This window comes from Amycolatopsis sp. cmx-11-12, from assembly GCF_046269425.1.
GTDB lineage: Bacteria > Actinomycetota > Actinomycetes > Mycobacteriales > Pseudonocardiaceae > Amycolatopsis.
Window position 1 is genome coordinate 1 of record NZ_JADNQM010000036.1, and the last position, 19,881, is coordinate 19,881.

Annotated in this window: 19 protein-coding genes; 4 read left to right on the forward strand and 15 right to left on the reverse strand. The window is 68.1% G+C overall.

The window, feature by feature from the left end; translation table 11 throughout:
* Positions 1 to 228 precede the first annotated feature (228 nt).
* The 7 genes from ACLARN_RS35055 to ACLARN_RS35085 form a co-directional block, all read right to left on the reverse strand.
* Positions 229 to 1,038 (reverse strand): SIR2 family NAD-dependent protein deacylase, encoded by an 810-nt coding sequence (locus ACLARN_RS35055; protein WP_409495764.1) that lies wholly within the window; start codon positions 1,036 to 1,038, stop codon positions 229 to 231.
* A 16-nt stretch (positions 1,039 to 1,054) separates the two neighbouring features.
* The gene (locus ACLARN_RS35060; protein WP_409495765.1) at positions 1,055 to 2,248 is read right to left on the reverse strand and encodes an Ig-like domain-containing protein; all 1,194 of its coding nucleotides are present in this window, start codon (positions 2,246 to 2,248) and stop codon (positions 1,055 to 1,057) included.
* Positions 2,249 to 2,331: 83 nt separating this feature from the next.
* Complete coding sequence (locus ACLARN_RS35065; protein WP_409495766.1) at positions 2,332 to 3,198, reverse strand: patatin-like phospholipase family protein; 867 nt, start codon at positions 3,196 to 3,198, stop codon at positions 2,332 to 2,334.
* A gap of 9 nt (positions 3,199 to 3,207) precedes the next feature.
* On the reverse strand, positions 3,208 to 3,870 hold the full coding sequence (locus tag ACLARN_RS35070) for a DedA family protein (RefSeq protein WP_409495767.1): 663 nt from the start codon (positions 3,868 to 3,870) through the stop codon (positions 3,208 to 3,210).
* Between the two features lie 61 nt (positions 3,871 to 3,931).
* The gene (gene lipA, locus ACLARN_RS35075; protein WP_409495768.1) at positions 3,932 to 4,933 is read right to left on the reverse strand and encodes a lipoyl synthase; all 1,002 of its coding nucleotides are present in this window, start codon (positions 4,931 to 4,933) and stop codon (positions 3,932 to 3,934) included.
* Between the two features lie 37 nt (positions 4,934 to 4,970).
* Positions 4,971 to 5,927 (reverse strand): oxidoreductase, encoded by a 957-nt coding sequence (locus ACLARN_RS35080; protein ID WP_409495769.1) that lies wholly within the window; start codon positions 5,925 to 5,927, stop codon positions 4,971 to 4,973.
* Between the two features lie 43 nt (positions 5,928 to 5,970).
* The gene (locus tag ACLARN_RS35085; protein WP_409495770.1) at positions 5,971 to 6,501 is read right to left on the reverse strand and encodes a hypothetical protein; all 531 of its coding nucleotides are present in this window, start codon (positions 6,499 to 6,501) and stop codon (positions 5,971 to 5,973) included.
* A 132-nt stretch (positions 6,502 to 6,633) separates the two neighbouring features.
* Here ACLARN_RS35085 and ACLARN_RS35090 point away from each other — a divergent pair, with 132 nt between their 5' ends.
* Together ACLARN_RS35090 and ACLARN_RS35095 are read left to right on the forward strand one after the other, a co-directional pair.
* Positions 6,634 to 7,251: a TetR/AcrR family transcriptional regulator gene (locus ACLARN_RS35090; RefSeq protein ID WP_093938700.1), complete on the forward strand. Its 618-nt coding sequence runs from the start codon at positions 6,634 to 6,636 to the stop codon at positions 7,249 to 7,251.
* 25 nt (positions 7,252 to 7,276) lie between these two features.
* Complete coding sequence (locus ACLARN_RS35095; protein WP_409495771.1) at positions 7,277 to 8,212, forward strand: LLM class F420-dependent oxidoreductase; 936 nt, start codon at positions 7,277 to 7,279, stop codon at positions 8,210 to 8,212.
* 15 nt (positions 8,213 to 8,227) lie between these two features.
* Here the strand turns inward: ACLARN_RS35095 and lipB are convergent, their stop codons facing one another.
* From lipB to lpdA, 7 genes are all read right to left on the reverse strand, one after another.
* A complete protein-coding gene (gene lipB / locus ACLARN_RS35100; protein ID WP_409495772.1) occupies positions 8,228 to 8,971 on the reverse strand; it encodes a lipoyl(octanoyl) transferase LipB in 744 nt (247 codons plus the stop codon).
* 10 nt (positions 8,972 to 8,981) lie between these two features.
* Positions 8,982 to 9,596: a phosphatase PAP2 family protein gene (locus ACLARN_RS35105; protein WP_409495773.1), complete on the reverse strand. Its 615-nt coding sequence runs from the start codon at positions 9,594 to 9,596 to the stop codon at positions 8,982 to 8,984.
* Positions 9,593 to 10,477, reverse strand: a complete 885-nt coding sequence (locus tag ACLARN_RS35110) for a TIGR01777 family oxidoreductase (RefSeq protein ID WP_409495774.1) — start codon at positions 10,475 to 10,477, stop codon at positions 9,593 to 9,595. The genes ACLARN_RS35105 and ACLARN_RS35110 overlap by 4 nt, the downstream gene beginning before the upstream one ends.
* A 37-nt stretch (positions 10,478 to 10,514) precedes the next feature.
* Entirely contained in the window at positions 10,515 to 10,982 is a 468-nt protein-coding gene (locus ACLARN_RS35115) for an ArsR/SmtB family transcription factor (RefSeq protein WP_409495775.1), read from the reverse strand.
* Between the two features lie 22 nt (positions 10,983 to 11,004).
* Entirely contained in the window at positions 11,005 to 12,105 is a 1,101-nt protein-coding gene (locus tag ACLARN_RS35120; protein WP_409495776.1) for a serine hydrolase, read from the reverse strand.
* A gap of 199 nt (positions 12,106 to 12,304) precedes the next feature.
* On the reverse strand, positions 12,305 to 14,062 hold the full coding sequence (sucB, locus tag ACLARN_RS35125; RefSeq protein ID WP_409495777.1) for a 2-oxoglutarate dehydrogenase, E2 component, dihydrolipoamide succinyltransferase: 1,758 nt from the start codon (positions 14,060 to 14,062) through the stop codon (positions 12,305 to 12,307).
* A gap of 56 nt (positions 14,063 to 14,118) precedes the next feature.
* On the reverse strand, positions 14,119 to 15,492 hold the full coding sequence (lpdA, locus tag ACLARN_RS35130) for a dihydrolipoyl dehydrogenase (protein WP_005164222.1): 1,374 nt from the start codon (positions 15,490 to 15,492) through the stop codon (positions 14,119 to 14,121).
* A gap of 182 nt (positions 15,493 to 15,674) precedes the next feature.
* On the opposite strand from lpdA, the gene ACLARN_RS35135 reads away from it, so the two are divergent.
* Complete coding sequence (locus tag ACLARN_RS35135) at positions 15,675 to 16,019, forward strand: hypothetical protein (protein ID WP_034324128.1); 345 nt, start codon at positions 15,675 to 15,677, stop codon at positions 16,017 to 16,019.
* Between the two features lie 136 nt (positions 16,020 to 16,155).
* On the opposite strand, the gene ACLARN_RS35140 is transcribed toward ACLARN_RS35135, so the two are convergent.
* Entirely contained in the window at positions 16,156 to 17,139 is a 984-nt protein-coding gene (locus ACLARN_RS35140; RefSeq protein WP_409495778.1) for an SMI1/KNR4 family protein, read from the reverse strand.
* Between the two features lie 170 nt (positions 17,140 to 17,309).
* Here ACLARN_RS35140 and ACLARN_RS35145 point away from each other — a divergent pair, with 170 nt between their 5' ends.
* The gene (locus tag ACLARN_RS35145; protein ID WP_409495779.1) at positions 17,310 to 19,877 is read left to right on the forward strand and encodes a hypothetical protein; all 2,568 of its coding nucleotides are present in this window, start codon (positions 17,310 to 17,312) and stop codon (positions 19,875 to 19,877) included.
* Positions 19,878 to 19,881: the final 4 nt, after the last annotated feature.

Sequence of the window (19,881 nt, forward strand, 5' to 3'; positions counted from 1 at the left end):
TGACAGCGCCGATGGTACTGCAACCGAAGGGTTGTGGGAGAGTAGGACACCGCCGGACTAACATTGAAACAGGGTCTGGGACCTGGTCGAGAACCCCTCAAGGTTCTCCCAGGTCCCAGACCCTTTTTCATACCCGAAACCCGCCACACCCGTGATCAGACGGCGAACACACGTGATTGAACGGAGAACACACGTGATCAGACGGAGAACACGATGATCTCCAGCCAATCACGCGAGTTCTCCGCCTGAGCACACGAGATACGCGCCTGAGCACGCGGGTGGCGGGGTTGAGCACGCGAGGTACGGGGTTAGGGCGGGGAGGGTTTCGCTGAGGGGGCCGCGGACCAAGGCTGCCGCCATGGTGTCGTAGGGCGTTTCGGAGCCGTTGCAGATCACGACAGTGGCACCGGCTCGTGAAGCGGCGCTCACCAGGCCGGCCGCGGGCTGCACGCTCAGGGACGAGCCGGCCACCAGCAGGAGATCGCTCGCTTCGGCGGCGGCGCGAGCCGCGAGGAGCAGGTTCCGGTCCAGCTGCTGGCCGAACGAGATCGTGGCGGACTTCAGGATGCCGCCGCACACCAGGCAGGGCGGATCGGTTTCGCCCGCCCGGACGCGGTCCAGCGTCGTGCGCATGTCCCGGTGATCGTCACAGGACAGGCAGACGGACTCGAACATCGTCCCGTGCAGTTCCAGCACCCGCTCAGGCGGGGAACCCGCCTTCTGGTGCAGCCGGTCGATGTTCTGGGTGATGGTATGCGTCGGCGACAGGCGCGCGAGCGCGTAATGCGCGGCGTTCGGTTCGGCGTGCCAGCCTGGGTGTACCAGCCGCGCCTGCCAGGTCCGTTCGCGAACCTCGCGGCTGCCCTGATACGCCTGGAGGTTCGACATCTTCTCCGCGGCCGGATCGCGGGTCCACAGGCCCTGCGGGCCGCGGAAGTCGGGGATCCCCGAATCCGTGGAGATCCCGGCGCCGGTCAGTGCGACGATCCGGCCGGCACCGGCCACGAGTGAGCGGGCCCTGTCCAGGGTGGTGGTCACCCGGCCCATCATGCCCCTACTTGATCGCGCTGCCCGCCTGCCAGTCCGCCCAGGACTTCGACCAGTCGCCGTAGAGGTCCCAGACCGGCAGTTGCGGACCACCGGAGTTCGTCACCTCGACGACGTCGCCGAGCCCCATGTTCTGGTAGAACCACTGGGCGTTCGCGGCGTTCAGGTTGATGCAGCCGTGTGAGACGTTCGAGCTGCCCTGCGCGCCGACGCTGTTCGGGTTCTCATGGACGAACTCGCCGTCGTTGGAGATGCGCAGCGACCATTTCTCGTTGGCCTTGTAGTACCCCGGCTGGCCCTGGCAGACGCCGTAGGTGCACGAGTCCATCGTGTAATTCTCGTGTTTGTCCGAAATGACGTGTGCGCCCAAATGTGTCGGCGTGGCGTCCTTGCCCATGGAAATGGGCATCGATTTCGCCAGCTGGCCGTTGTGGAAGATCTGCATCTGCTCGGTGTTGCCGTCGGCCTTCGCGACCCAGGAATCGTGCACCTTGTACGTTTCGGTGCGGTCGGTCGCGCCGTAGACGCCATTGCCGAAATCGACGCCGTAGATCATCGCCGACACCTTGAGCGTCGTGCCCGGCTGCCAGTACGCCTTGGGGCGGTAATGGACGTTCTTGTCGTCGATCCAGTACCAGGAGCCCTCCTGTTTCGGGGTGGACTCCACCGACAGCTTCTTCTCCACCTCGGCCTTGTTCTTCACCGGCTGGCCGAACGCGAACACGATCGGCTGCCCGACGCCGACACCGCCGGACGCGACCGCCGAGGGCGCCGGGATCAGGTTCGGGTTCGCCTGCTGCTTCGGGCTCAGGGTGGAGACCCGGCTCTGCTGCTCGACCGGTTTTCCGTCGGTCCCCTTGGCGTGCGCCACGATCTTGTAGGTGCTGCCGTAACCGAGTGGCTCCACCGTCTTCCAGCTGAGCCCGTCGCCCGCCAGCTCGCCCTTCACCTGCTTGCCCTTGTCGGCGTTGGTGACGGTGACGTCGGTCAGTTTGCCGTGCTCGGCCTTGACGACGACCGGGGTCGCCGGATTGACATCGGCTCCGCCCGCCGGATCAATGGTCACCGAAATCGGGCTTTCGTCCGATCCGGCGCCGGTCGAATTCGCGGGACCGTTCCCGCCCGAGGACGAACAGGCCGAGATCAGCAGTACCGCGGCGAGTATTCCGGCCGTCGAAAGTAATGTCTTCTTGGGAAACATATGAGTCTCTTTTTACGTCGCGGAAAGTTCTCTTTCAAAAGTACGCGACGAAGAAGACGTGATCGATGCCGGATGGTTGCTCGTCAGGCCACGACGAGACCTGGCGCACCATAAAGACCAGGGCCATCGACACGCAATTCGCCCAAATAGGTCTTCGCGGCTTCGTAGGCCTGGGCAGTCAGTGTGGTGGTGTGGCTGAAGTCCAGCGGGCTGACCCGCACCGGCTTCGGGCCCGGCACGTAGACCACCGGCACTTCGGCCGCGGCGATCGGCGCCTCCAGCACGGCCTGGTTCCGCATGCTGATCATCGCGGTGAACATCATCACCTCGGCGAAGGTCTGCGGGGTTCCGGGCATCTTGCCGGGGAAGGCGCAGTCGAGGACGACGAGCGACTTCGCGCCCATCGCGAGCGCCTGACGCATCGGCACGTTGGCGACCAAGCCGCCGTCGTAGAGCACGCGGTCCCCGAACGCCACCGGCGGATAGATCCCCGGGATCGCGCAGCTGGCGAGCAGCGGCGCCAGAACAGGCCCTGAGCGGATCAGCAGCGGCTCGGCGGTGTCGACGTCCGTCGCGACGACGCCCAGCGGCAGCGCGAGATCCTCGAACCGGACGCCCTCACCGATGTGCTCGTCGACGATCGCGGCGAGCCCGGTGTTGGGGAACAGGTTGGTCTTGCTGTGCCGCAGGGTCCGCACCTGGCTGAGCACGCCGCCGGGGAACGCCTCGTGCCGCGTCATCCGCGACCAGATCCGGTTCAGCCGGTCACCCGACTCGTCCCCGAGCGCGAGGACGGCGGCGTTCAGCGAACCCACCGAGGTGCCGACGACGAGATCGGGCGCGACGCCTGCTTCCGAGAGTGCCCGCAGCATCCCGACCTGCATGGCGCCGAGGCTGCCGCCACCGCCGAGGACGAAACCGATCGGCTGGGGCAGGTTCAGGGCGGCCATGCCCGGAATCTAGTCCTCCGCGCCGACCTTCGCCGGAGTGGCTTCTTCGGCTGTGCCGCCGAGCGCCTTCTTTTTCTTGTAGCGCAGCAGGAAGAACACGGCGACACCGACGAGCACGCCGACGATGGCCAGGCCGCCGGTGTTCAGCACGCCTTCGACCTTCTTCGCGGCTTCACCGAGGGCGGCGCCGATGCCGATGTGGATGGCCGACCAGCAGGCCGCACCGGCCGCCGCGGCGGGAAGGAACTTGCGGAACGGCAGACCCGAGGTCCCGGACGCCGCCGGGGTCAGCGTGCGGATGACCGGGAGGAACCGCGCGAAGAACACCGCCCACGCGCCTCGCCGTTCGAGCACGCCTGTCGCCTTGTCCCAGGCGTCGAGGCCGTATTTGCGGATCAGTTTCGTTTCGCGCAGGCGCGGACCGAAGCGTTTGCCGATCGCGTAGCCGAGTGAGTCACCCAGCGCGGCGCAAACCGTCACGACCGCCCACAGCGTCAGGAAACGGGAGACCGACGTCGCCGTCGTGGCCGCGACCAGCAGCCCCGATTCGCCGGGTGCGATGAAGCCGAGCCCGATGGTGCATTCGGCGAACACCAGTCCGCCGGTCGCCGCGACCAGTCCCGGTTCCGGGAGTCCCTGCAGCCAGTTCAAAAGATCCGTTACCAACGCCACCAGGTCACATTACTGATCCTTGACCTTTCGGGTGACGAGGTCGCGAAGAGGGTGACCGGAGTCACCGAGCCAGCAGCGAGCTGGCTTCCTGCGCGGCGGGGCCCTCAGCGGCGAGGTGGGCCAGGTTCTCCGACAGCGCTTCGCCGCGGTGGGCCTTCGTCTGCGCGAACAACCGCCCGGCCCGATACGACGAGCGTACGAGCGGACCGGCCATCACACCAGCGAAACCCATCGCCTCGGCCGCGCTGGAGTGCTCGACGAACTCTTCGGGCTTCACCCACCGGTCCACCGGATGATGCCGCGGCGAAGGACGCAGGTACTGGGTGATCGTCAGGATTTCGCAGCCCGCATCGACCAGATCCCGCATGGCGGGCGCGACCTCCTCCGGAGTCTCGCCCATACCCAGGATCAAGTTCGACTTCGTCACCAGACCAGCCTCACGAGCCCGCGTGATGACTTCCAGCGACCGCGCGTACCGGAAACCCGGGCGGATGCGCTTGAAGATGCGCGGCACGGTCTCGACGTTGTGCGCCAGGACCTCGGGACGCGAACCGAAGACCTCGGCCAGCTGGTCGGGGTCGGCGTTGAAGTCGGGGATCAGCAGTTCGACGCCGGTGCCGGGGTTCAGTGCGTGGATCTGGCGCACGGTCTCCGCGTACAGCCACGCACCACCGTCTTCCAGGTCGTCGCGCGCCACACCGGTCACCGTCGAGTAGCGCAACCCCATCGCCTGCACCGACTCCGCCACCTTGCGGGGCTCGGTGCGGTCCAGCTCGGCAGGCTTGCCGGTGTCGATCTGACAGAAATCACACCGCCGCGTGCACTGATCGCCACCGATCAGGAACGTCGCCTCACGGTCCTCCCAGCATTCATAGATGTTGGGACAACCGGCCTCCTCACACACGGTATGGAGACCTTCACGCTTGACCAAGCCCTTGAGCTCGGTGAACTCCGGTCCCATCCGCGCGCGCGTCTTGATCCACGGCGGCTTCTTCTCGATGGGAGTCTGAGAATTCCGGACCTCGAGCCGCAACAACTTGCGGCCATCTGGGGCAGCACTCACCCCGTCACCCTACGCCCGCCGGAGCAGTGGTCGCCGCTCACGCGGGGTCGGGGGTGACGCCCGTCAACTTGGTGGTCACGTCCCACAACGCGGCGCCGAGCGATTCGCTCCTCGCGGCGGGCAGAGGCCGCACCTTGACCGGGTTGCCACGCAAGCCGCCGACGCCGTGCGGGCCGATGTAGTCGCCGCCCACCACCTCGGGAGCGGTCGCGGCGAACAGCTGCGGGAGTGTGCCCTTGCGCGCGTTCTGCGCGATCAGCACCTCGCCGATCCGGTTGCCCGCGCCGACGAGCGCGCGGACCACCGGGTTGCGGTAGGAGCGGGCCATCCCCGAACCGAGTCCGGTCCAGACATAGCCGGGGTGGGCGGCCACGCTGACGACGCCCTCGCCCGCGGCGCGCAGCCTGCGGTCGAGTTCGAGCGCGAACACCTGGTTGGAGAGTTTCGACTGGCCGTAGGCCGCGGCGGGGTTGTACATGCGGCGTTCGAAGTTCGGGTCCGCGACGTCGATGCGCGCGCCCGTCGCCGCGACACTCGACACGGTCACCACGCGGGCACCGGCGCCCTCACGCAACGACGGCATCAGCAGCCAGGTCAGCACGGCGTGCCCGAGGTGGTTGGTGCCGAACTGGGTCTCGAAGCCGTCCTTGGTGTGGCCGCGCGGGGTCGCCATCACGCCCGCGTTGTTGACCAGGAGGTCGAGCTTGCCGCCCGACAGTTCCTGGACCTTCTTCGCGGCTTCGCGCACCGAGTCGAGGTCGGCGAGGTCCAGGCGGACGAGTTCGGGCGCGTCCCCGGTCGCGGCCGCGCGCACCTGCTCCAGCGCCTTGGCCCCGCGTTCCGGCGACCGGCAGCCGAGCAGCACGCGAGCCCCCTTGCTCGCGAGCACTTCGGCCGTCCGCAGTCCCAGCCCCGAGTTCGCCCCCGTGACGAACGCGGTCCGGCCGGTCTGATCCGGGATGTCGGCCTCGGTCCAGCGCGTGTGAGCAGCCATGTCGGTCACCTAACTACATCGTCGCCTGCCCCGCCACGCCGGATCACGCGCTCGGCGCGAGCAAGCGGAGCAGGTGACCCATCGGGCTGCGGCGGCGGGCGGGCTTCGCGTGCCGACCGTGCCGGAGCAGGGTGGCGAAGGCGCTGCCGACCTTGGTGGTCTCCTCGGCCGGTTCCTTGCCGTCGGCCAGTCCCGCCGTCAGCGCGAGAGTGCGCAGTTCGGCTTCGTGGGAAGGGATCAGCGCGGGGCACCGTTCGAGGGCCGCGTCGAGAACGGCGCGGAGGGTCTCGTGTTCGGCGGTGGCGCTGTTCCAGGCGCGGGTGACGGCCTCGACCCTGTCGAGCGCGAGATCCTGATCGGCGTAGTCCGGATCGGTCATCTCGGCGCGAAGGTGGCCGGAGAACACTTGGTTCCACTTGTACCGGAGCGCGACCAGAAGCTCGTCCTCGGTCGCGAAGTACTTGGTGGCCCCCGGGATTTCGTCGAGTGACAGGGGGTCGGCCGGGTGGTGACCCGCCTGACGCAGTGCGGCTTCGAGGATGTCGCGCCGCTGGTAGAAGTCGTTCCAGCTCATGATGTGGGCTCCCCTCCGTGACCCGGTTCATACCGCAGGTTTGCGGCATACTCCCGGTACGGACCTGACAGCAGCCAACATACCATGAGTATGGAGTGGGGCCGGCGGCGTAAAGTTGTGAAGGTGGCGACAATGAGGTCAAGGCGGCTGGACTATTCCGAGTCCACCCGGTCGGCACTCGTCGAGAGTGCCGTGGAGCTGTTCACCAAACGCGGGTACGCGGGTACTTCTCTCGATGAGATCGCCAAGCGGGCCAGGGTGACGAAGGGCGCGCTCTACCACCATTTCAGTGGGAAGCAGGCGCTGTTCGAGGCGGCCTTCGACACGGTGGAGAGCCAGGTCTTCGACAGGCTCGAAAAGATCATGAACGGCCCGGACTCGCCGTGGGAGCGGGCGCTCGCCGGGCTGCGCGGATTCCTGCAGAGCTGCCTCGACCCCGCGTACCAGCGCATCGCGATCCACGAGGCGCCGGTGGTGATGGGCTGGGAACGCTGGCGCGAGGCCGAGGAACGGTGCAGTTTCGGCCTGGTCCGCACCGGGATCCAGTCGCTCATCGAGGTCGGCGAGGTCGACGACGTCCCGGTGGACGTCACCGCGCGGCTGCTGTTCGGCGCGTTGTCGAGTGCCGCGATCGAGATCGCGTCGTCGCCGGAGCCGAAGAAGGTCAGCGCACAGGTCGAGGAGGTCCTGGTGCGGCTGCTCGTCGGATTCCGCCGCGTTCCGCCCGCCGAGCACGGGAAAGCGAGCTGACCTACCCGTCTATAGGGTGGCGTTCGTGGACCTCAGGATCTTTACCGAGCCCCAGCAGGGGGCCAGCTACGAAGACCTGCTCCGGGTGGCCAAGGCCACCGAGGACGCGGGTTACGACGCCTTCTTCCGCAGCGATCACTACCTGAAGATGGGTTCGGCTTCCGGCCTGCCCGGGCCGACCGACGCGTGGATCACCCTCGCGGGTCTCGCCCGTGAGACCAGCCGTGTGCGGCTGGGCACCCTCGTCACCGCCGCCACCTTCCGGCACCCGTCGGTGCTCGCGATCTCGGTCGCGCAGGTGGACCAGATGTCCGGCGGCCGTGTCGAACTCGGCCTCGGTTCCGGCTGGTACGACGACGAACACACCGCGTACGGCCTCGATCTCCCGCCGATCAAGGAGCGCTTCGACCGGTACGCCGAGCAGCTCGCGGTCGTCACCGGACTGTGGGAGACGCCGGAAGGGGAGACGTTCTCCTTCGACGGCGAGCACTACAAGCTCGTCGACTCGCCCGGCCTGCCGAAGCCGGCTCAGCGGCCGAGGCCTCCGGTGATCATCGGCGGTGGTGGCAAGAAGCGGACCCCGGCGCTCGCCGCGCGCTACGCCGACGAGTTCAACCTGCCGTTCGTGGGGCCGGATTTCGCCGTCGAGCAGTTCGGCCGCGTCGACGACGCCGCACGCGAGATCGGCCGCGACCCCAAGGAGATCATCCGCTCGGCCGCGTTGGTCGTGGCCGTGGGCCGTGACGACGCCGAGGTCGCGAAGCGCGCTTCGGTGATCGGACGTGAGGTCTCCGAGCTGCGTGAGAACGGGCTCGCGGGGACGCCGTCGGAGGTCGTCGAGAAGATCGGGATCTGGCGGGAGAAGACCGGGATCACCCGGCTCTACCTCCAGCTTCTTGACCTCTCGGATCTGGACCAGGTCGAGCTGGTCGCTTCCGAGGTCGCACCTCAGCTGGACTGAGGCTTCACGCGCTTCTCAGCTCTGCAAGGCGAAAGTGACACCGGGGGCCGCGGGTGCCTCGGGGCGCGGCAGCCAGCGCTCGTCGCTCACCACGAGGTCGCCCTCCAGCGCCGCGAGCACGGCTTCGCGCGCCATCGGCAGCACCGACGCCACGGTGACCTCACGGTCGAGTTCGTACGAGAGCGACGTCACGCCCGCGTCCCGGATGCCGCACGGGACGATCTTGTCGAAAGCACCGAGGTCGGGATCGCAGTTCAGCTCGAAACCGTGCATGGTCACGCCGCGCTGCACGCGGATGCCGATCGCGGCGATCTTCCGCTCGACGCCGCGGTCGTCGGCCGGGATCCAGACGCCACTGCGGCCTTCGACCCGGCCGGTGTGCACGCCGAGCTGGTCGCAGACGGTGATCAGGGCCTCTTCGAGACGCCGGACGTAGTGCACGACGTCGATCGGGTCGGCGAGTTTGATGATCGGGTAGCCGACCAGCTGGCCAGGCCCGTGCCAGGTGATCTTGCCGCCGCGGTCGACGTCGATCACCGGGGTGCCGTCGGTCGGCCGGTCCTCGGCTTCGGTGCGCTTGCCCGCGGTGTACACCGACGGGTGCTCCAGCAGCAGCATGGTGTCGGGGCCTTCGCCGTCGGCACGGGCTGTCACGTGCCGGCGCTGGATTTCCCAGGCTTCGGTGTAGTCGATCGTCCCGATCTCGCGGACGTCGACGGGCTCGGTGGCGGCGCGGCATGACGTGGTCGAAGAGCTCACGTCAGCGACACTACGCCGGGTCTTCCGGTAGGGGGAGCAGGCCCAGCCAGGCCGCCGAAATCAGGCCGACGCCACCCACGGCGAGTACGGATCCCGCTGTGTCGGTCAGCCAATGCACGCCCAGGACGACGCGGCAGAGCGCGCCGATCACCGTCGCCGCGACGGCGATCGTGATGGCGAGGCGCACCAACCGCGGGCGGGTCCACGCGCACAGCAGGACGGCGACGAATCCGGTGCAGGCCACGGCGACGACATGCCCGCTCGGGTAGCTCAGATCGGGGAATTCGCGGGGCCGTTCCCGGTAGAAGACCGGCTTCGCGACCAAGCTGGTCAGACGGCACAACAGCAGGACGACGGCCAGTTTGACGCACAGCACTGTCAGGTCCCGGCGGCGCCAGGCGAGCACCGCCAGCAGTGCGCCCAGCGCGAACGGCAGGACCGGGCCGAGGACGTTCGTGATCAGGTCGGCCACCTGCCCGGCGGGCCGGGTGTACTGGCCGCGGAACGCGTCGGCGAGGGCGACGTCCACCGGCGGCGGCCGGTCGTCGACGAACAGCCCGAGTATGACGAAGCCGATCAGCAGAAGGGCTCCGGCGAGGAGATGGAGGCCGCGCCGCAAGGTCATGTCGCGGCGGCCAGCGCGTCCTCGAGGGTCGGGTGGCGGAAGGCGTACCCCGCCTCCTCCAAGGCTTTGGGCATGGCGCGCTGCCCGAACAGCGCCATCTCTTCGGCGGCCTGACCGAGGGCGATCTTCATGGCGAACCCGGGCACCTGCCAGATCGCCGGGCGATGGACGGCGCGGCCGAGCGCCTTCGTGAACGCGGCGTTCGTGGCGGGCTGCGGCCCACTGAGGTTCACCGCGCCGGACAAGGACTCGTTCTCCAGCGCGAAGACGATCGCGCCGACCTCGTCGTCGAGCGAGATCCACGGCATGTACTGCTTGCCGTCACCGAGTTTCCCGCCGAGTCCCAGCCGGAACAGTGGCCGCAGGACGTCGAGAAGTCCACCCTTGCGGGCGAGGACGAGCCCGGTGCGGATCCGCACGACACGGGCGCCCGAGGTGGCCGCGGTGTCGGTGGCGCCTTCCCACGCCGTGCAGAGTTCGGCGAGGAAACCGCGGCCGACCGGGCTCGATTCGTCCACAAGGGACGGTCCGGGGTCGCCGTAGTAGCCGACCGCGGAAGCGTTCACCAGCACCGGTATCCCGTGTTCGGCGACCGCTTCGGCGAGGACTTCGGTCGGTTCGACCCGGCTGTCGAGCAGGACCTGCTTGCGGGCCGCGCTCCAGCGTCCCGGCAGCAGCGGCGCACCCGCGAGATTCACCACCGCGTCGATGCCGTCGAGCGCGCCGTCGGCGATCTCGCCGGCGGGGGGATCCCAGCGGCGTTCGTCGGCGGCCCGTTCTTCCCGGCGCACGAGGCGGACCACCTCGTGCCCTGACGCACGGAGCCGCTTGGCCAGGGAGGTGCCGATCAGTCCGCTCGCACCCGCGATCAGAACTCGCATGATCCGATCGTGTCGTATCCGCGATCCGGTCGCACGCTCAGGTCGACAGTTGCCCTGCCACGTCCGAGGCGGCGGTGAGCAGCACCAGCACCGGGATCGTCGCGGTGGGACGGAGGCGATAGCTGCCCCGCTTGTCCTGCTCGACGATCCCGGCGCCGGTCAGCGCCTTGAGGTGGTGGTAGAGCTGGCCGGGAGAGCCGAGTTCGGCGGCCTCCTGCAAGGCGGGCGCGGACTGGGTGCCCTTTTCGGCCAGCGTCCGCACGAGTGCCACCCGCGCGGTGCTGGACAGGGCCGCGAGCACCTCGACCCGCGGCCCGTCGTCCAGCGCCAGCATCGGTCCCGGCGTGACGTTGACCGCCCAGCGCAGTTCGACGGGATCGGTGAGCTCGCCGCGATACCCGACCAGACCCGCGGGACCGGCCTGCGGCGAGGCCTGGCCCTGTTCTTCGAGTGCGGCGACCCGTTCTTCGAGGGCGGCTATCCGGTCGGCGAGCTCAGCGTTCATACCGGTTATCTATACCGTCGGGCTAACCGAGTGCTCGCTGGAGGGCGGCGAACCTCGCCGGATCGGCCAGCGCCGCGATCAGGACGTCGATGAGCGGTGACGCGTTCGCCACGTCCTGGTCGGTCACGCCGGTGAGCAGGACGGCCGCCGTACCCGAACGTCCGCCGGGCCACCGTACGGAGAGACCGAGCGTCAGCGAACGCGGAAGGTTTCCGCCCTTGAAGAGCACTTCGCTCGCTCCCGCCGGTATGCGGTCCGAGAGCGGCAGAGCGAGGAGTTCGCGCGCCTGCGTTCCGCCCGGCCGGTAGCGGCCCGACGCCAGACTGCGGTGGAGCGCGAACAGGTCCGACGCGGAACCCTGGCCGTGGCCCTTGGTCCACGCCCACTGCGCTTCGGGAGGCCATGGCTTGTCCGGGACGCGTTCGAACGCTTCGGCGCGGAACGCGGGATCGGTCACGAACCGGCGTGCCACCGCGTCGCCCATCGCACGCCGGACCGCTGCCGGGCTGCCGGGCGGAGGCGCGTACTCCGGCATCATCAGCATCAGGATCTCTCCGCCGAGCGAACGGGTGTCGGGCCTGAACCAGCCGCCGCGCGCCGCCGCGAACTGGAGGGCTGGGTCGCCGAGCCGGGTGCGGAGGTAGTCGGTCGCGGCGTTGTCGCTGAAGAAGATCATCGCTTCGGGAATCCTGGACAGCGGGACGCGCAGCTCGGGGTCCTTGGCGATGCCGTAGTCGTCACAGGGGATACCCAGCCAGTTGAGCGCCTGGAAGTGCGCGCGGCCGTCGCCGACGAACGGGTGGTGGGCATCCCAGTCGCCCACCCGGATCCGTTCCTTCGGGTCGAGCCTGCCCTCGGCGACCGCGGTGGCGTACGCGCTGAGATGCACGACCTTGATCGACGAAGCCATGACCCGGCGTACGTCCGCGTTGCGCGCGGCGCGGCGACCCGCGCCGTCGTCGATCAGGACGGAGATATCGCGCCGGTGCGCGGTGATCCAGTCGAGCCAGCCCTGTTCGGTCGACGTGTCCGGCGCGGTCGTGGTCGCGCTCGCCGTCCCCGGCAGCAGCAGCGCCGCCGATCCGGCCGCGGCCCCCGCCAGCAGATGACGTCTGGTCAGCATGGTCAACACCCTCCCTCTTGTTTTCCGTAATTCCGGAATACTAGAGTTCTGGGTGGCTGTCAAACCGTCGCAAGTAGTCACCTACTTGCGGTTTGTTGTGCGCGTGAATAGCGCAAGCAGGTGCCGAATTGCGAGGAGAACGTAGAAGGCCCCCGCCCCGCCGAAGCGGGACGAGGGCCTTCTACGGACTACCGGAGGATCAGAGACCGAGCTCGTCCTCGAAGTTGCCCTCTTCCAGACGCTGCTTGATCGTCGTGACGAAGCGGCCCGCGTCGGCCCCGTCCACCAGGCGGTGGTCGTAGGTCAGCGGCAGGAACGCCATCGACCGGACGGCGATCGTGTCGTTGCCGTCGGCGTCCGCGATCACGACCGGGCGCTTCACGACCGCGCCGGTCCCGAGCATGCCGGACTGCGGCTGCACGATGATCGGCGTGTCGAACAGGGCGCCGTTGGAGCCGATGTTCGTGATCGTGAAGGTGCCGCCCGACAGCTCGTCCGGCTTGATCTGGCCCGAACGCGCGCGGCCGGCCAGGTCGGCGATGCGGTGCGCCAGACCGGCGAGGCTGAGCTCACCCGCGTCGTGGATGACCACCGACAGCAGACCCTTTTCGGTGTCCACCGCGATCCCCAGGTGCACCGCACCGTGGTAGGTGATCTCCTTCGTGTCCTCGTTGTAGGACGCGTTGACGTTCGGGTGCTGCTTGAGCGCCTCGACGGTGGCCTTCGCGAAGAACGGCAGGAACGTCAGGTTGACGCCCTCGCGCTCCTTGAAGGCCGCCTTCGCCCGCGTGCGGAGCTTGGCGATCTTCGTGACGTCCACCTCGTGGACCTGCGTGAGCTGCGCGGAAATCTGCAGCGACTCGCGGGTCTTCACGGCGGTGATCTGCCGGATCCGGCTGGCCTTCTGCACGGTGCCGCGCAGAGCCGCGAGCTCCGGCGAGACCGCGGCCTTGCGCGGAGCCGACGGCGCCGCGGCGGCCGGGGCAGCGGCGGCGGGCTGTGCGGCGGGAGCCGGGGCTTCCTTCTTCTGCTTGGCCTCGGCGGCCGCGAGCACGTCCTGCTTGCGGATACGGCCACCGACACCGCTGCCGCTCAGCGACGTCAGGTCGATGCCGTGCTCCGAAGCGAGCTTGCGGACCAGCGGCGTCACGTACGGCCCGCTGTCCGAACCGTTGTCGCTGCTCGCCGCGGGCTTCGGGGCCTCGGCGGGCTTCGGCGCCGGGGCGGCCTCGGCCTTGGGCTCCGGCTTCGGTTCCGGCTTGGGCTCGGGCTTGGGTTCCGGTTTCGGTTCGGGCTTCGCCTCCTGCTTGGGGGCCTCGGCCTTCGGGGCCGGTGCGGAACCGGCCGCGCCGATCACCGCGAGCACGCCGCCGACCTCGACGGTCTCGTCCTCGCCGGCGCGGATCTCCAGGACGGTGCCGGCGACCGGGGACGGGACCTCGGTGTCGACCTTGTCCGTGGAGATCTCGAGCAGCGGCTCGTCGACCTCGACGCTCTCGCCGACCTGCTTGAGCCACCGGGTGACGGTGCCCTCGGTGACGCTCTCGCCCAGCTCGGGCAGCTTCACCTCGGTGCCTTCGCCGCCCGAAGCCGACGCGGTGTCCGGCTGGGACGGCGCGGAGGCCTGCTCCTGCGCGGGTTCCGGCTCGGGCTCGGGTTCCGGCTGCGCCTCTTCGGCGGCGGGCTCGGCGGAACCGGAGGACTCCGGCACCCCGCCGGTCCCGTCGTCGATGACGGCGAGTTCGCCGCCGACCTCGACGGTCTCGTCTTCCTGGGCGCTGATCTTCACGACCTTGCCGGCCACCGGGGACGGGACCTCGGTGTCGACCTTGTCCGTGGAGATCTCGAGCAACGGCTCGTCGACCTCGACGGTGTCGCCCTCCTGCTTCAACCACCGGGTGACGGTGCCCTCGGTGACGCTCTCACCGAGCTCCGGCAACGTGACGGAGTAGGCCATCGTTCGCTGACTCCCTTGATATGTCTTGCTTGGTCTGGTTCTTCGACGGTGAGACGTCAGCTGTGGACGTGCAGCGGCTTGCCCGCCAGGGCGAGGAACGCTTCACCGAGGGCCTCGGTCTGGGTGGGGTGCGCGTGGATGAGCGGGGCCACGTCCTCGGGGAACGCTTCCCAGCTGTAGATCAGCTGCGCTTCGCCGATCAGCTCGCCGACGCGGTCGCCCACCATGTGCACGCCCACGACCGGCCCTTCCGGGGCCTTGATCAGCTTGACCCCACCGGAGGTCTTGAGGATCTGGCTCTTGCCGTTGCCTCCGAGGTCGTAGGTGAAGGTGGTGACGTCGGAGCCGTACTTCTCCTTCGCCTGCGACTCGGTGAGACCGACCGAAGCGACCTCGGGGTGCGAGTAGGTGACGCGCGGGATGCCGCTCTCGTCGATCACGCGCGGCTCCTGGCCGGCGATCTCCTCGGCGACGAAGATGCCCTGCTGGAACCCGCGGTGCGCGAGTTGCAGGCCAGGGACGATGTCGCCGACGGCGTAGACGTTCGGCAGGTTGGTGCGCAGACGGTCGTCGGTGAGGACGAAGCCGCGCTCCATCTTGACCCCGGCCTCCTCGTACCCGTGCCCGGCCGAGTTCGGCCCGCGGCCGACGGCGACCAGCAGCAGATCGGCTTCGAGCGTCTCGCCGGATTCCAGCGACACGCTGACACCGTTGTCGTCCTGCTTGGCGCCGGTGAACCGGACGCCGGTCTTGAAGGCGATCTTGCGACGGCGGAAAGCGCGCTCGAGCTGCTTGGACGCGTACTCGTCCTCGTTCGGGACCAGGCGGGGCAGCGCCTCCACGATGGTGACGTCGACGCCGAAGGACGCCCAGACGGACGCGAATTCGACACCGATGACACCACCGCCGAGGACGATGACCTTCTTCGGGATGTAGTCCAGCGAAAGGGCCTGCTCGCTCGCGATGATGCGGCCGCCCAGCTCCAGGCCAGGCAGCGTCTTCGAGTACGAGCCGGTGGCGAGGATGACGTTCTTGCCGGTGTAGCGGGTGCCGTCGACCTCGACGGTCGTGCCGCCGACGAACGTTCCGGTGCCCTCGACGAGGTTCACCTTGTGCGCCTTGGCCAGGCCCTGGAGGCCCTTGTACAGGCGGGAGACGATCCCGTCCTTGTACTTGTTGACCCCGGCGATGTCGATGCCTTCCAGCACGGCCTTGACGCCGAAGGTCTCGGCGTCGCGGGTCTCGTCGGCGACCTCCGCCGCGTGCAGGAGGGCCTTGGTCGGGATGCAGCCTCGGTGGAGGCACGTCCCGCCAAGCTTGTCCTTTTCGATCAGGGTGACGGAAAGGCCCAGCTCGGCCGCGCGGAACGCGGCGGCGTAGCCGCCCGATCCGCCACCCAGGATCACAAGGTCGGCGGAGGTGTCGGTCACTTCAATAACTCCTCGGCAAGCGGTAGGGGTGGTGCTCTGGCGCCGCTTCGCGCGGTATACGCGCGCGCGGACACTTGCCATCTTGTCACTACGCGCGGCGGGCCTGCGACCTAGCCGGGTATGCGACGGCGAGCACACGCCCCGATCGGGATAATGGACGCTGGACGCGAGTGGGAAGTGAGGTGGTCGGAGTGGGTCTGTTCGACTCGCTGCGCCGGCGCTCTAAAGGCGGGCAGAAGCCCGGTACGCTGCGGAAAGCCTCTTCAAACGACTTCAAGCACCTTGAGGAGTGGGCCGCTTCACGGACGGGTGTCGAGGCCTATGTGGAGCCCAAGACCAACGTCACGGAGACCACAGTCGTCCTCATCGCGCACGATGGTGAGTGGACCCGGCGCCGGATCGAGAGCCTCGACGCGGCGCAGCAGTTCGGGCGCAAACGGTCGATCCCCGTGTACGAGGTGGCGCGGGTCGGCTATCCGAAGCGGATGCGGGAGTACACCGAGCGGAAGAAGCGCGGCGAAGCCTGATCGGGGCCGGTCGGAGTGGTCGTGCCCGAGATCAGTTGGCCTCACGGCGGATGTGGTCAGGTCGCCTGAAGTACATGAAGGCCCCCTTCCTTGCGCCTAGCGCAAGGAAGGGGGCCTTCACGTACTTGGCGCGGCCTCAAGCCGATTGCGCCAGCAGGAGTAGATGTCGCTCCAGCAGCGCCCGGAACGTCGGATGCACCGTCGTGCCCAGCGCCGGGTCGATCTCGACCGTCCGCCACTGCTCGCCTGCCGCGGTGAGCAGCACCACGGCAGGCTCGGCGATCACGACGACTCCGCCTTCCGCGCGCAGTTCCGCCGTCCCGAGCAGGCGCGGGAAGACGACGTCGGCGGGCAGGCCGTCGCAGGTCCGCAGGAACTCTCTGTAGTCGGAAGGGAGCCGGAGCCCGAGGCGTGCTTCGGCTGCGTCGATGTTCCGGGCCGACGCCGCCGGGGGTGCGGTGCCGACGCCGCGAAGCCGGAGGATGCCCGCGATCATCTCGCGCCACGAACCGGTGTCCGGCGGGTAGCGCTGGTACAGCGCCGCGACCAGCGCTCCCGCGCACAGCCCTGTCCACTCGCCGAGGCCGAGCGGGTCGGCGCCCGCGACCAGTTGTGGGGCGAGCCGTCGTGTCGCCGCGAGTACGGCGACGTCCGGCCGGGCCTGCCGTGCGGCGATTTCGGCCCAGGCGTCGAGGTCGCCTCGGGCGACGGCCTCGCGCAACCGATCCGGCCGCGACGGCCCGAGGTGCGAGACGGCCTCGCCGATCGGGGATCCGCCGAGCAGACCGTCGAGATCGGACACTCGCCGGGCGAGGTACTCGTCGTGAGCGCGTTCCTCGGCGTCGAGGTCGAGCGGAGTCAGCGCCGCCGCCCAGTCCGGTCGCTCGTCTCGCGCTTCGAAGAGCATCGCCCACGCGCGGGCAGGTACGGCGCCGGGGACGAGCGCCGTTACGGGACGTTCGGTGAGCGCGTGCCAGTGCGTGATCAGCCGGTCGGCTTCCGCGAACGCGCCGGAGACGGCGAACAGCAACGCGGCGTGCCCGATCCGGTCGTCGAGTGTCGCGTCGTCACCGCTGAGCACATCCCTGATCGCGCCTTCGAGATACGCGTCCCTGTCCACGGAACCGACTTTGCCACACCGGGTTCCGCCCGGCGCGCTGCCTCATGGTGCAGTTCATCGGGCCATGCGTTGACGACTGATCCATTCGGCGGCCAACCTTGATCCCGAAACCTTGGTGGACCGCGATTTCCGCGGCACCGATCTTTCCTGATCGTGGTGGGAGGAAAGACGTGGACGACCCGTTTTCCGATCTGGTGCTGTTTCCGCATTGCGATGCCCATGTTGTTCTCGACCTTTCGGCTCCCGCTCTTGTCCTGCGTGTTTTCCGGAGAGGAATCGACCCGGGAAATCCTGGCCGTTATGTGCTCACCCAGGTGCAGGCGACCTACGAATTCTTCGCGCCTTACAAGCCGCCAGGTTCCCGGTTCGACGGTGTTCCCACCGTGGACCCGGTCACCGGAGTGGTGACCGCGACCGAGACCGGGGTCTTCCTGTTCCAGGCGGTCGTCGGCGTCGACCACATCGTCGGCAGGATCCAGGTCCACCGGAAGATCGAGAACTGGTGGTTCGGGAATCAGTCCATCACCACCGCGCTGGACGGCGAGATCGCGCATGCCCAGCCGTCGATTCACGCGCGCTTCAGCGAGGATCCCGATGGTGCCGCGGAACTCGTGGGAGACATCACCGGACACGGGTACGTCACCCTGTCGTCGCGGAACGCGGACCGGGTCGAGATCGCGCCCGAGGGGAGACTCCGCGGGTTGCGGGAAACGCTGCCCGGTCACGCCGGTGGCACGAACACGCCCGCCGTGGTCGCCGGCACGTTCCTCGGTACGACAAGGGACCTTCCGGTCTGGGTGGTCGACTACGGCCGTGTCCGCGCGGATCTACACGATTATCGGCGGCCCGACCTGGAAGACCTCGAGGGAATGCAGAACATCCTGTTGTTGTCGGAAGGATTCTTCGACGGCGACGAAGCTCTTTTCAGCGAGATGGCGGGCGATGTCCAGTACAATATGTTCGACAATCCGCGACACGAACCGTACGGATTGCTGACATCGCGGTTCAACCTGTTCTCCTATTTCACGGCCTGGCAGGATCGGGGGATCGCGAACGGAGGCCGGGTCACCGACAAGACCGTCGGCCGGATCAAGGCCGGTTCTCTCATTCCGTACGGCTTCCGGGTGAACCGTGACCGGCGCCGGTACACGATGCGTCAATTGGTGGCCGCGGTCGGCTTGCCCAAACGCGTCGAAGACACTGGCGATCCGCTGGATCTCTGGGGCCGTCAGAGTTTGCCCGGTTTCACCGCGAGCAAGGTCGACGCTCCGCTGATCGCGGCCTGGCGGGAGCACAAGTCGGCGGGAATCCTGTCCGTACCGGACACTTTGTTCGGCCTGATCCTGGGCGCCCGGCTGGGTGACCGCCGATCCGGTCGGGTGCCGAAGCTGGAAGACCAGGTCCGTCGCCCTCCCGGTGACACCCCCGGTGCGCAACTCGCCAGGTTCATCGGCCGGGTCTACGAGTTCTACCGGATGGAGGAAAGCCGCGTCATCGGCCTCGATCCGCGTCGCCATCCGCCCGAAATCCATGCGAACCACTACACCCAGTCGAGCCCCGGCAACCTGGTCCTGCGGTTCGCCGGCGCGCTGAGGTTCACCGGCCAGGACGGCCGGATCTACGACGTCGGGAAGACCTGGGCCGTCGACGATACGAGTTTCCGCCGCAGCCGAGGATTGATCGGCGTGATCGTCTTCGACGACCTCGAAGGCGCCACGAACATGAATGCCGGGTCGCTGATGGGGGTGACCGTGAACACCAAGCACGTGGTGAAGGTCGACTATGGCGGTACGGCCGATCCTTTGGAGAGGTTCAGGGACATGACTACGGTCCACACCGATTTCCCCGGTCTCGCGGACACCGCCGTGCACGAATTCGGGCACAGTTTCGCTCTGTCCGACGAATACGAGGATATCGACGGGGACGCTCCGGAGGATCCGAAGGGCGAAGAACTACTGGGCGACAACGTTACTCTGCTCGGATATCTGCGCAAGGAAATACCGCCTTCGAGAAAACTCGACTTGGCCAAACTGAAATGGCTGGATCTTCCGCGCGTCCTGGTTTCGTCGAGGCTCCTCGAAAACTCGGTCGCGGTCGCGGGCGGCCTCCAGGTGAAGGTCGGAGGGTCCGATGCCGCGAAGTGGGACCTTGTGCGTACGAAGGCGCTCAAGGTGGATATTCAGAACTTCGCGCCCACTGCGCGCGGACGGCAATTGCCGTTGAAGAAGACCCTGGACCAGCGGAGCACCGGGATGACGGTGAGCCACGTCGACCTGACGACCGGCACGGTGGTGCTCGTGGGTGGGACGCTGAGTTCCGGGCCGATTCCCGTTTTCAAGGCGGGCTCGGCGATCTTCGTCCCCATGCTCGACGCTCAAGGCGGCCGGATCGGAGTGGTGCGGAAGAGCGTGCTGAACTATCTCGTGGAGCACCCCGGACCACTCAACCGGGACCCGGATCACGCGCATGCCCGCAAGGACCCCGACGTGCCGCGAACCATCCCGGGACTGGCCCGGCTCCGGCAGCCGCGGACGATGATCGGCATCTTCGAGGGGGCGGCACATTTGTCCGGCGGGATCTATCGTCCGGCGGGAGCCTGCAAAATGCGCAGCCAGTATGACAAGAACGCGGATGGTGAATTCTGTTACGTCTGCAAATGGCTGATCGTCAACCGTGTCGATCCCCGGCGTCACGACTTGCTCTCCCATCTTTTCTATCCCGAGGGGAAAAATGACTGAGGTG